Annotated in this window: 13 protein-coding genes; 3 read left to right on the forward strand and 10 right to left on the reverse strand. The window is 45.9% G+C overall.

Annotated elements, in window-relative coordinates:
* Positions 1-3 precede the first annotated feature (3 nt).
* The 4 genes from ACN6MV_RS09480 to ACN6MV_RS09495 are packed head-to-tail and all read right to left on the reverse strand — an operon-like array spanning position 4 to position 5043.
* A complete protein-coding gene (locus ACN6MV_RS09480; protein WP_076121529.1) occupies positions 4-1116 on the reverse strand; it encodes a YheC/YheD family protein in 1113 nt (370 codons plus the stop codon).
* Positions 1113-2486 (reverse strand): YheC/YheD family protein, encoded by a 1374-nt coding sequence (locus ACN6MV_RS09485; RefSeq protein WP_042125945.1) that lies wholly within the window; start codon positions 2484-2486, stop codon positions 1113-1115. Before ACN6MV_RS09485 ends, ACN6MV_RS09480 begins: the two co-directional genes overlap by 4 nt.
* The gene (locus ACN6MV_RS09490; RefSeq protein ID WP_375102439.1) at positions 2487-3665 is read right to left on the reverse strand and encodes a YheC/YheD family protein; all 1179 of its coding nucleotides are present in this window, start codon (positions 3663-3665) and stop codon (positions 2487-2489) included.
* Positions 3666-3675: 10 nt separating this feature from the next.
* Complete coding sequence (locus ACN6MV_RS09495) at positions 3676-5043, reverse strand: YheC/YheD family protein (protein WP_042125948.1); 1368 nt, start codon at positions 5041-5043, stop codon at positions 3676-3678.
* 394 nt (positions 5044-5437) lie between these two features.
* Between ACN6MV_RS09495 and ACN6MV_RS09500 the strand changes: the two genes are divergently transcribed.
* Complete coding sequence (locus ACN6MV_RS09500) at positions 5438-5776, forward strand: YlbF family regulator (RefSeq protein ID WP_042125949.1); 339 nt, start codon at positions 5438-5440, stop codon at positions 5774-5776.
* Positions 5777-5902: 126 nt separating this feature from the next.
* Here ACN6MV_RS09500 and ACN6MV_RS09505 read toward each other — a convergent pair whose 3' ends face one another.
* The gene (locus ACN6MV_RS09505; protein WP_042125952.1) at positions 5903-6478 is read right to left on the reverse strand and encodes a hypothetical protein; all 576 of its coding nucleotides are present in this window, start codon (positions 6476-6478) and stop codon (positions 5903-5905) included.
* Positions 6479-6669: 191 nt separating this feature from the next.
* Here ACN6MV_RS09505 and ACN6MV_RS09510 point away from each other — a divergent pair, with 191 nt between their 5' ends.
* Positions 6670-6954 (forward strand): hypothetical protein, encoded by a 285-nt coding sequence (locus ACN6MV_RS09510; protein ID WP_042125953.1) that lies wholly within the window; start codon positions 6670-6672, stop codon positions 6952-6954.
* A gap of 311 nt (positions 6955-7265) precedes the next feature.
* Here the strand turns inward: ACN6MV_RS09510 and ACN6MV_RS09515 are convergent, their stop codons facing one another.
* Together ACN6MV_RS09515 and ACN6MV_RS09520 are read right to left on the reverse strand one after the other, a co-directional pair.
* Positions 7266-7406 (reverse strand): hypothetical protein, encoded by a 141-nt coding sequence (locus ACN6MV_RS09515; protein WP_167348493.1) that lies wholly within the window; start codon positions 7404-7406, stop codon positions 7266-7268.
* 72 nt (positions 7407-7478) lie between these two features.
* A complete protein-coding gene (locus ACN6MV_RS09520) occupies positions 7479-8342 on the reverse strand; it encodes a hypothetical protein (protein WP_419886222.1) in 864 nt (287 codons plus the stop codon).
* 300 nt (positions 8343-8642) lie between these two features.
* On the opposite strand from ACN6MV_RS09520, the gene ACN6MV_RS09525 reads away from it, so the two are divergent.
* Positions 8643-9977, forward strand: coding sequence for a DRTGG domain-containing protein (locus tag ACN6MV_RS09525; RefSeq protein ID WP_042125955.1), 1335 nt, complete (start codon positions 8643-8645; stop codon positions 9975-9977).
* Between the two features lie 95 nt (positions 9978-10072).
* Here ACN6MV_RS09525 and ACN6MV_RS09530 read toward each other — a convergent pair whose 3' ends face one another.
* From ACN6MV_RS09530 to ACN6MV_RS09540, 3 genes are all read right to left on the reverse strand, one after another.
* The gene (locus ACN6MV_RS09530) at positions 10073-10387 is read right to left on the reverse strand and encodes a YtpI family protein (RefSeq protein ID WP_042125957.1); all 315 of its coding nucleotides are present in this window, start codon (positions 10385-10387) and stop codon (positions 10073-10075) included.
* Positions 10388-10474: 87 nt separating this feature from the next.
* Positions 10475-10981, reverse strand: a complete 507-nt coding sequence (locus tag ACN6MV_RS09535; protein ID WP_042125959.1) for a DUF4044 domain-containing protein — start codon at positions 10979-10981, stop codon at positions 10475-10477.
* 5 nt (positions 10982-10986) lie between these two features.
* Positions 10987-11310, reverse strand: coding sequence for a YtrH family sporulation protein (locus ACN6MV_RS09540; RefSeq protein WP_042125960.1), 324 nt, complete (start codon positions 11308-11310; stop codon positions 10987-10989).
* Positions 11311-11415 lie beyond the last annotated feature (105 nt).

The raw sequence follows: 11415 nt of genomic DNA on the forward strand, positions 1-11415 counted from the left end.
ATTCTACTTGGCATGTCGTGCTAAGTGCTGGCCATAATGAAAGATTCGCTCCAATGAAAGCTTGCGAATCGCAGGCTCATCAAATTTCATCGGCCGTGAGTTTGCCTCAAAGAACCAGAGTCCTCCGTTCTCATCTACACCGAGATCCATGGACATCTCCCCGAGCATAGTGTCAGAGGCTCTCTCAATTTGTCTGGCGATTAACAGAGCAGTTGTAGGTACGCTTTTTAGAATGGAGGCGGCTCTTTCGGTTCCAAATGTGCTTTCCAGCATACTGGAGGGCTCCTCAATACTGCCGCCGCGTGGTACATGCGTGGTGATACTGCGGGCACCAGCTAGTCGCGCACCTATGCCGGTCATCGCCCAGCCTCCTCTGCTGTTTTTCTGCAGAAGTACACGCAGATCAAATGGTCGTCCTCGGTGAGTCGCCAGCTCAATGGCCTGCTGTACGATGTAACGCGAGGTACCCTTTTCCTTTCCGATTCGTGCCCAGAGGCGCTCTATAGAGGCGGCTTTGTATGTCACATTTTTTTTGCCGCTTTGAATTTGCAGCCGATAGGGCAAAGTGGTCTCAGCACGGTATTTTAAACGCATAATGCCTTTACCGGCTTTGCCGCTCTCCGGTTTTAGGTAGAGGCTGGTGTGATTATTTAGCATGGCAGTAAGTGTGTTTGCGCTGCGTAGACGTCTGGTTTTTGGAACATGCTTAGAGGTAGCATGTGAGCCTTTCAGCCATTCAAAGAGATTCCATTTATTAAAAAAATACGGATTATAAAGCTTAATGCCTGGATGCTCCAGGCATTGAGCTATTTTGCGTACGACAGCAGGTTTCTCCTCATCCTCACGGGTAGGAATTCGATTATAGATAATTTGTGGAAGAGGTACAGGAATGCTGTACCATATTTTTCCGTTGGATGATGGGACATATCCGTTCACCATCCGTTCCTCAAGCTTTAAGTCACGGACAGTGACGACGTAGACAAGAAATCCCATTTCCTTGCCTGTGCGAATGATGTCCCGGAAGTTATTGCGGTTGCCATTAAAATGTCTTATTTTGTCACTGGTTGTCAGTATGGCAATAACGGGTTTTGTTTCATCCGGAATATGCGTGCTCACATCTCATCCCTCCTGCGGAATTTGCTGAGGTATAGACAATGCTCCAGAATGTGCTCGATGGAAGCTTTGCCCTCAGCGCGCAGGGAGGGATGACGGAAGATGGAACGTCCTGGTTTGGCGTTGGCCTCGAACATCCAGATGTCTTCATCCTGATCAATGCCGAGATCAAAGCCGATTTCACCGAGCAAATGACGATGCTGGATTTCTAAGGATTCTGCCAGTTTAATGGCTGTACTCTTCGCACGCTGCAAGACTTCATCTGCTCTGGCGCCGAATACACGCCCGAGCGCCTGCCCAGGTGTAAGCAAAGCCCCCCCATTTTTGAGGTGAGTGGTGACGCTGCCTCGGCCGGCTTTTTTAGCGCCTATGCCGACAACAATCCATTGATTACTCCCGTTTTTATGCATATGGAATCGGAAATCAATGGGGCAGCCATCAATTTCAATCAAACGTATTCCTTGTTGGACGATATAATTCTGCAGGCCTTGACCGTGTCGTGATCGAAGCATACGCATGAGGCTTTCAAAGGTAGTGAAGCGCAGAAGTACGTTTTTACCACCCTTGCGGTAGCGGGCAAAATACCCTTTTTTCGGCAGATAGGTGAGTCGGTAAATCCCGTGACCCAGGCTACCTGCGGAAGGTTTGTAATATACAAAATGGTGGTGATCCAGCATTTCTCTCATTTTTTCGGAAGAGGGATTGCTGTGTGTTTCAGGGACGTAACGGTTTGCAGCCCCGTCATTCTCTAGCAGCCGGTAGATATCGGATTTATTGAAAAAGCTCCAGTTGAAGTAAGGGATTTTCTTGCGCATAAAGCGTTCGCGAAGCTGGTTGATATATGGTGAGGTTTCAGCTCTCCGACTGGGCAGCCGATTGTAGACAACATCAGGGAGCGGAACCATTTTACGCTCGAATTTGCCGCCTGCGGTTAAGAAATAACCATAGACCTGCTCCTGCTGCCAGTTGATATCACGTGGCATAAAGGCAAATATATAACATTTGTTACTGCCTTCCCGCAGCAATTGCTTTATAAAGCCAGTGCGGGAACCGAAGGGTTGATTTGAAGATGCTGGCCCATCGGACAATACACCGACTAAAGGTCCAAGCTGTACCTCGTCGTTTTGCAGATTGCGTAAATAGATACCACCAGATTTCGGAACCTTGATAGCACTCTTTACACCAGTGGCGAGGAATAGATGATTTCCGGCGCGCTTGATGGGCTTGATCATGGTCGGGATGGCATCTTTACCGAGTCTAAGGCGAATGTTCTTTTTCCCGGTTAATTTCAAGCTTTTCATCAGTGCACCTGATACATATACAACTCTTTGGGGCTGCTTAGTGAAATGCACATTGCAAAAAGTGAGACTCATTTATGAATCCTCCTTAGGAACCATTGTTATCATTCTCCCGTTTATAACGGAGCTGTCCGTAGATAGGGATGGTATCCGTCGCTGTGTGAGTAGCAGATGGCGCGCATAAGACAGTGGATTCTCGGCGGCGAGCTTAGCAGCCCGGCGGTCGCCCGTCAGCCGGAATACCGTGCGCCCTGGCTTGGAATTTGCTTCTAGTAAATGAATCCGACCGCTCGAATCAATACCGAAATCTAGGCCGAGTTCTCCAAGCCTACCGCATGCGGCCTCCAGAAGAGGAGGCAAGTATGCAGCTTCTGTAGCAAGCTCCTGCATGATGTCTTTTCCGTCCTGACCATATTCTGCAAGCAAAAAGGGCAAAGGAGGAACCGCAGTTCCACCGCCGTGCAGGTTCGAAGTCAGTGAACCATGATTACCCAGCCGAACGGCCATGCCAGTAAGATCCCAGCGGCCGAGGCCATTCTTTTGCATCAATACACGCACATCGAACGGTTGCCCCTTACGATTAGTTAGGTGCAGATAAGGCTGTATAATATAGCGGCGTGTGCCGATAAATTCATGAATCCAGTTCAGTCCTTCATCCTGCGAGCTGAATACATATTGAAAGGGTGTATTTGTCCCATCACGCCCTCGTACTCTTATGCCTCCTCCAGAGCGTCTGTTCTGCAGTATGGCATGCAATGTACGTTTGCCGTGAGAGCCTGCTTTGGGTTTTAGGAAGACCCCGTATTCTCTTTCGGCGAGCATATTGCTTAACTTGCGTGTACCGGTATAAAGAACAGTTTCCGGCAGTAAAATAGCTGCTCTTCGGTTGCGCTTCAAGATCTCGTATACGCCCCATTTATCAGGTAAACCTCTTGACCAAGGTAGTGATCGGTGAAGGAAAGAGAGTGCAGACGAAGCTTCTTTTCTTTCTTTCGGACTATTGTAAAAACAACGATTATAAATGATATCCGGTGGTGTAGAGGTCGTATTGTGCCAGCTTCCGTCTTTCCATGTATAACCGGTTATAGATGACCCGTCTGACGCTACTCCGTCCGGATGAAACACGAGGACTTTAAGATTATATCGCGGAGCTGCACGGCATAAATGACTGCAAAATTCTGGCTCGGAAATCGGAGGATTCCCGTGGCGACGGCCCGTCATAATGCCGAGGAACCCCATAGCTGTTTCAGTCATTGTGTCCTCCTTATAAACCGGCCAAATAGCGGCAATACAGAATCATTTGCTTGACGGACGGTCTGATTTTTTGATCGTTTAGCGGTGTGTTATCGTTCTTGGAAGGTTTGGAGTTAACCTCCAAGAGCCATATTCGTCCGGATTGATCCAGTGCCAGATCGATTCCGAGCTCTCCGAAATGAGCAGGGATAAAGGTTTCTACTCCTCTTGCAATGGCAAGTGCTGCTCTTGGAAGCTGAAGCTGTACGCTATCCTTGGTACCTAAAGGAAGGCTGCTCTTGCTAACGGCTTCACGGACAGTACTGAGACTGCCACCTCTTGCTAGATTGGAGACGAAATGATTGCTCCCAGCGGTACGAGCGACAATGGAGGTAACCCCCCATTTTCCGGTACCATTCTTTTGTACAAGTGCTCGAAAATCTACAGGACGCTTACCGAGCTCCATCAAAGGCAATCCTTGTTGAATCTGGTAGCGCGTTGTCTTCATCTTGGGAGCAATAGACTGGTACAGTTTAGCTAAAGTCGGGTAGCTTTGCTTGCGTGTACCTATAGAGGTAGTAGATAACAAACGGTATCCTCCGCCTTCATCTTTGGAGATTCGGAGAATGCCTTTGCCGAGACTGCCTCGTACAGGCTTTAGAAACACGCTTGGGTATTGGCTACACATCTTCTTTACAACAGCAAAACCGTTTAAAGCATGCGATTCCGGTAAATACCGCTTCAATGAAGGGTCTTGCGCTAAAGCTTCAAATACTTCTGTCTTGTCAAGAAATTTTTCGTTGAAGAAATGCGTTCCATACCGTGATTTTACATCCGCCAAAAAATGCTGTACGCTAGGTTTATTCTCCACCTTTCGCGTCGTTAGCCGATTGTTGATTACATCGGCGATGGGCAGACTCATTTTCCTCCAACCCTCGTTGTATACCCAGCCCTGAATGGAAGTGCTGCTTGTTTCGAGCGCTTCCGGGGTAAAGAAATATACATAGGCGCCTTGTACGTGGCAGGCATTTGTTAATTCTCGGCAGAACATGGTAATGGGTCCAAAAAGCCTGTCGAGATTATCTGGATGGTCACGACTGACGAGTACACCGATCAACGGTCCAAGCCGCAAGGTACGACTTACGGAGCTGTAAGAGGCGTTGAGGGTTTGCCGATGTTTCCATCCGGTCCGCCGCGCCAGTCCTTCGCTTACACGCAGGCTGTCGGATTTGGGAGCCGGGATAATGGTAACCTCCTGCCGGAAAGAGCCGAAAGCCAGCTGGAGCGTTCCGTGAGCCGGGATTTTGAGTCTTTTCATGGATCGTTCGCCAAGCATTATAGCGTTTTCCTGCAGGATGCCCGAGTGGACCGTATGGACCGGGATCTTGAATTGGGACATCGTGGATCTCCTTCCGGTAGGCAGCATGATGCCGGCAATTTGGTAGCTAAGGGTTACATATCATTCATCATATGGAGACAGATGACCCTTGGTGATTGACCTACTCTTTAAAAACCTTGCCACATCATTTCATAAGTCTGATCCAAGAAGCGAAACAAGCATGGGATGAATCAATATTTGGAAACTTAAGCGTAAGCTTCCGAGGCGAGTTTTGTACGAAGTAAGCCAGGAAGCGAATGCTAACAAAACTTAAGCGTAAGCTTCCGAGGCGAGTTTTGTACGAAGTGGGCCAGGAAGCGAATGCTAACAAAACTTAAGCGTAAGCTTCCGAGGTGAGTTTTGTACGAAGTAAGCCAGGAAGCGAATGCTAACAAAACTTTTAGGAGGAATTATAATGAGTATTCACGACAAAGCACATGAACTGGCGAAAGCCATTAAAGAAAGCACTGAGGTAGCAGATATCACCAATGCGATGAAACTGGTGGAAACAGATCCAGATGCCAAAGCAATGCTCGACAATTTCCGCAACGGCCAAATGGAGCTTCAACAACGGATGATGAGCGGAGATATGCCTCCACAGGAAGAAATGGAGAAAATGGAGAAATTATTCGAGGTGCTTAACATGAATCTTGGGATTCGCCGTCTGTTCGATGCAGAACGCCGTCTGAGCGTTGTAATCGAGGATGTAAACAAGATCATTACCGAGAGCTTGTCGCAATTGTATGGCGAATAAACGCTTTTATTAAGCGAGCACTCGCTTGAAAAGTTTCATCAGTTCAATCTAAAGAGGATGTTCCCGAAGCCATTTGGCATTGGAAACATCCTCTTTATTCTTGTGACTAGCGTAGGAGTAAACTAACTAATCTTGCTTACCTTCGATTGCGCAAAGAAGAATACCAGCAGCCAAACCTAGGCGGCGATCAAGCATTCCCTTGGGATCTTCGGAGAAGTCAGCCATGATTTTTGTAACGAATGGGTTGAAGTTCTGTTTGAAGGCCGGAATCGTAGTGTCATCCATCTCGATATTGTATTTCTGAGGGATAATAGAGATAAAGCGGCGGAGTAAAGCCATCGCGGTGCTATCTTCCTTGATTTTTCCGATTTCCTGATCATGACGATCAAGAATCATCCATTCATCTTTCAAAATAGATTTGAGTCCCTTACGGCGCAGTGCACCGATGTGCTCGCCAGTCTCCGTATCATGCACATCATAAGTTGCGCTAAAATCGACCACACTGCGGGCTTTGATTCGCAATAGCTCCTTATTCATGCTCTCGTCCGTATACAGCGCAATATCCTCTTTCAGCTTGAATGCTTTCATTTGTGAATAGAGTACAAGTTGCTCCGTATTATCATAAATATGAAGTTTCGCACCCATGATCGAAAATACCTTTTTTCGAATTATGTATTCGGTATGAGTATAAGTTGTATTCAAGTCTAAATCGCCCCCTAAATGAAATTATCATCTCATATATAAGCTTTGCTAGCTACATAAATGCGTACTATTTTATATTTTTTTGAGTAAAAGTATATTTTTGTGGACTTGTCTCATATTAAGGACTTCAAGTTCATAGAGTAGAGATATAGATTCAATCGAATATCTTGTCTGCGAAGGAGTTGTTAGTAATGAGAAAAAGAAACAAGTTTAAACATGGTGTCTATCTGGTGCTGGCGTTGGCCATGCTTTTGTATGCTCTGCCGAAGTTATCGCTAGCGAATGGGCCTAGTTGGGTATTTGGTTTTGGAGTGATCTGGTCACTTTTCGCCTTTATGGTCATTGCGGCACATCTGCATTTCATAATTGGTGTTGATGAGGAGAAGACCAAGCGTTTAGAAGCTGTGCGAAAAGCAAAACTGGAACAATGGCAGTCCAAATGGAATGAAGAAACTAGAGTTACACAAAGATCATAGAAGTGGGGTTAAATCCATTAGTGACTAGATTTGAGTTTCAGGGGAAAAGCTCCAGGCTGGCAAAAAGAGATGCATAAATGCCCTAGATTCCTGGAAAAAGCGCCGAAATGGCGTAAAGAGGTGCATAAATCCCCTAGAATCCCAGAAAAAGCGCCGAATTAGCGTAAAGAGGTGCATAAATGCCCTAGAATCTTGGAAAAAGCGCCGAATTAGCGTAAAGAGGTGCATAAATGCCCTAGAATCACAGAAAAGCCCACTAGCTAAAGCCAGTGGGCTTTAAGAATCCCCCCGCGAACGCAGGGGGATTAAATTTATCGTGCACCTGTAAAAGGATTGATCTCATCTGAGAGATCTTTTCCAGCTTTCTTTTCTTCTGCAGATATTCGTTTACCAAGAGCCGCGTAGTACCACACCGCAGGAACGAGAACCGCAAGTATAAAAAGAAATTGCATAAAGTCATCCCCTTTCACCTTTACAGTATAACATATTTTACCTTTTTTTCTTAAGGGTCTATGCTCTATTGTCTACCCAGTTTGTCTAACAAACGGATTACTTTTACTGACCGATGACGAGCACTCTACTTCAAATACATAACTGGCGCTCCCCTGAGGCCATCTTGCTTGGATAATATACAGATGTCTGCCGCTACCTGCTGCGAGTTGAAAGCTGTTGTTATCCACGGAAAGAGCTTCGTCCGGACGTTCCTCACCAGGAAATGAAGCCATAACCTCTATTTCTTTGGGTGCAGATGAGAATTTGAGTTCTACCTGATCGCGGCTGATGGCCTTGGGATGTACCTTCTGTTTGGTAACCAATTGATCGTATGAAGCTACATCTACACACACGCCTTTACCATACTCGTTCCAGCAATAAGAGCCTTGAATGGCATCGAACTGCTCACCGCCAACAGTAACTTGAACATTAGGGGGCTGTGGGTTAATAGAGTCTGCTGGAGAGTTTTTATCTTCTTTAAGAGTCGATTGAAACAAGTCCAACAGGTCCTTTTTGCTGGTATCTGAAAGACGATAGTGGCCCATTTGTCCGGATTGAATGAGTAATCCACTGTTACTTTCGCCAATCCAAAAAGAGAATTCATAACTTATGCCATCCTTCATGTTCACAGTGGTTCTGTAATCGCCGGGAGCAATATCTAGTTGTCCTTTATCATATTCAGCAGTAGTTATAGCTTGAACGAATCGTTTGAAGGAGGATGCTTCAGAGATAGTCGCCACTGGATGATCTTTTTCTATTAAATTAATGGAAACTATTTTTTGTGCATCCAGCTCTATTCGATCTGTTTGTTTGACTTCGGTTCCCGTATTTCCACAGCCGACCAGTCCTATTAAAAACAAAATAATGGTAAAAAGTATTAAAGCAATCTTGTTCATATTCGCATTTCTCCTTTACGCATGTTCTAACTCTCAGACTATAAAAAAGAGGAAAAGGTTGCTAAATAAAGGAAACGGATATCACGTGAAGTTTATAGCGTCTGCAGAATTATCCCATTTGGCAAAGTAGGTGTTTCAAGCGATTATCAGATCTAATATATTGTAATAATTTCCTTGATTATAGATTGTGTGCGGGCAGTTAAATTCGAATCCGATGCTTATGAATCGGTTGTACTGTGCCATTCTCTCCGTGTATACTGAGTACAGTATAGTACAGATCGGAGTACGGGGGTGTAACAGTTGGAAGGTCAAGGCGATGCAATTACTAAACACGAGCAACTGCTGCAGCATATTGAAAGTCTTAAGGTAGGCTCCAAAATATCTGTTCGTAAGCTTGCAAAAGAAATGTTAGTCAGCGAGGGAACTGCATATCGTGCAGTGAAGGAAGCTGAGAATCTTGGAATTGTCATCACGAAGGAACGGATTGGTACAGTACGTGTAGAAAAAAAGCCTCGTAACATTTCTGAACAGCTGACGTTTGGGGACGTGGTTGATATTGTTGAGGGTCATGTTCTTGGCGGGGCTAGCGGACTGAGTAAGCATCTTCATAAATATGTAATCGGTGCGATGAAGGTCGACGCGATGATTCGTTATATAGACGCAGACAGCCTGCTCATTGTAGGTAACCGTGATGATGTTCACTCTTTGGCGCTAGAGCAAGGTGCGGCAGTTCTCGTTACAGGTGGCTTCGGGACAAGCCGTGAAGTTAAGGCGTTAGCGGACGAGCTGGACCTCCCTATCATTTCATCAAGACATGACACGTTTACTGTGGCATCAATGATTAACCGTGCCATTTTTGATAGATTGATTAAGAAAAAAATCATGCTTGTAGAGGATATTGTCGACAGCAAACCGCGTCTGAATACGTTGAAAATTTCAAGCACCGTCGGTGAGCTGCGGCAGATTTCAGAGGAGACTGGAGAGCAACGTTTTCCCGTTACGGATGAATGGAACCGAGTGATTGGCATTATCGGACGACGTGAAGTAGAGGACCTGACAGAAGGGCAAAGTATTGAAAAGGCTATGGTTCGGAGTCCGGTTACCGCTGCACTGCATACCTCACTAGCCTCAGCTGCGCAGATCATGATGTGGGAAGGCGTCGATTTCCTACCTATTGTAGACCGTAACCGCAAATTGGTGGGCTCCCTAACTCGTAAAGAAGTGCTGCAAAGTCTGCGAGATGTCCGTAACACTCCACAGCTTGGTGAGACCTTCGATCATCTCATCTGGAACGGCTTTGCGGATGAGCGGGATGAAGAGGGACGATTGTTTTTTCATGGCTTCATTACTCCTCAGATGGCGACTGACCTAGGAACCATTTCTGAAGGTGTCTTGTCTACGCTAATGACGCTCTCAGCGTTTAAGGCTGCTAAGGATATAACAGGAAATGACTATGTCTTAGATAATATGTCTACCTATTTTATCCGGCCAGTACAGATCGAACACGCGATTATTGTAATGCCGAGACTGCTCGAGATTAGTCGCCGTACTTGTAAGCTAGAAATAGAGATCAGCTATTCAGATACCCTGGTAGCGAAAGCTGTTCTAATGCTGCAATCCATTGACCACGGCTAAGACACGACGAGTGATAAACATGCTAAATAGACTGCCCTCGAGGATAATAATGAGGGTAGTCTATTTTATTCTTGCAATCCTATGAAGACTAAAGCCTAGGCTTTCGACTGATGCTGCTCTTGGCTGCGGCTGTAATAGCTATAGCTACGCAGTCCTGAGAAGATGTTGAACACACCGATCAGAAGAAAGGCAGCTTCAACAATAATATTAACGGTGGAGCCGCGAAACAGAAACATGGAAATTAGGGACAGCGTTACGAGCATTGCGCCCAGCATCACATTCATAACGGAGCGTTTTAGCCCCTTAACTCGGGGATTTAAGGCACGGCGAGAGGATAAGCTGTACACAGCGGCACCGATTACAAAGACCACCAGCAGGATAAACAATAAGTATTTGATAAATAAAACCATGGACAGCCAGCTCCTTTATCATGTCGTGCAAAAGCCTTGAAGTAATTTCCACTTTTGTCTGTCCATTATTGTATCATACGATTGTTGTTAGTTGCGCTTAAAAGGACTGATTTCCACCCAGATTTGCAAAACGCCTTCCATGACGAGCATCGTCCGGATTTTGACAGAGTATTCCTTCTCACGCACAATGTAAAGTTTACCATCCAGGAGCAGCCTAACCAGTTTACTGTCTGTGTCAATATCGAACATGCTGCGGCCGCGCATCGGTTCCAGATCTGATCGTATTTCGCTAAGTATTAATTTTAAAGTTACGGGGTCAACTGGGTTTGAGCCTTCTGATTGGGCTTTGCTTTCCTCCGATCGAATTTTGATTTCTCTGATTACCGTAGAGGTATTATTATATTTTTTGAGTGTTTTAATATCCTCTTGATATTGCTCGATCTGTACACGCAGGTCTGCATTATTCAGCCATAACACATTATATCCAACATGGTATATGGCGTTGTATATGACGGCTCCCACGACGATCCCTAGCATGAATATAGCGGAAATTTGAGTGAATCTACGAAAACGACTGAATGGTGGAACTCTCACTGTCGTTACCCCCTGCCGCACACCCATTTTACTAGCTCACTGCCCATATGGGCTCCGAGAAAAGCGAAGGCAATATACATGATTTGCTTGATGGCAGGGGAAAGGTTGCCCCCAATCATGTTGCTTTCAATGACCCGTAAAGGGTCCATAGTACCCCCTACAGCGGCGGCAAGTGCCCATATTTTAATCCGGTCTGCTACATCTAGCATCGTTTGCGTCGGTGGTTGCAGGGAGACAACGGCGCCGATTCCACCGACCATAGCTCCGCCAAGTACGATGCCGAAGGCGATAAAGAAATCGAGGATCGCTTTGCTCATAAAAATGCTCATAAAGGCCCCTTCCCGGACGAGGCATCTATAAACGTTGCCTGTCCATGTGCTCTTAATCCATTCTATGGGCGGGTCCCCCTTTAATATGATAAAATAGTTTCATCT

It is taken from the genome of Paenibacillus sp. B-A-8 (genome assembly GCF_048572915.1).
GTDB lineage: Bacteria > Bacillota > Bacilli > Paenibacillales > Paenibacillaceae > Paenibacillus_AQ.

Coding starts and splice junctions, on each gene's coding strand:
- ACN6MV_RS09515 (WP_167348493.1), bottom strand. CDS start 7,406: ATGCAATTTCTTTTTATACTTGCGGTTCTCGTTCCTGCGGTGTGGTAC.
- ACN6MV_RS09520 (WP_419886222.1), bottom strand. CDS start 8,342: ATGAACAAGATTGCTTTAATACTTTTTACCATTATTTTGTTTTTAATA.
- ACN6MV_RS09530 (WP_042125957.1), bottom strand. CDS start 10,387: ATGGTTTTATTTATCAAATACTTATTGTTTATCCTGCTGGTGGTCTTT.
- ACN6MV_RS09510 (WP_042125953.1), top strand. CDS start 6,670: ATGAGAAAAAGAAACAAGTTTAAACATGGTGTCTATCTGGTGCTGGCG.
- ACN6MV_RS09495 (WP_042125948.1), bottom strand. CDS start 5,043: ATGTCCCAATTCAAGATCCCGGTCCATACGGTCCACTCGGGCATCCTG.
- ACN6MV_RS09485 (WP_042125945.1), bottom strand. CDS start 2,486: ATGAGTCTCACTTTTTGCAATGTGCATTTCACTAAGCAGCCCCAAAGA.
- ACN6MV_RS09500 (WP_042125949.1), top strand. CDS start 5,438: ATGAGTATTCACGACAAAGCACATGAACTGGCGAAAGCCATTAAAGAA.
- ACN6MV_RS09490 (WP_375102439.1), bottom strand. CDS start 3,665: ATGACTGAAACAGCTATGGGGTTCCTCGGCATTATGACGGGCCGTCGC.
- ACN6MV_RS09540 (WP_042125960.1), bottom strand. CDS start 11,310: ATGAGCATTTTTATGAGCAAAGCGATCCTCGATTTCTTTATCGCCTTC.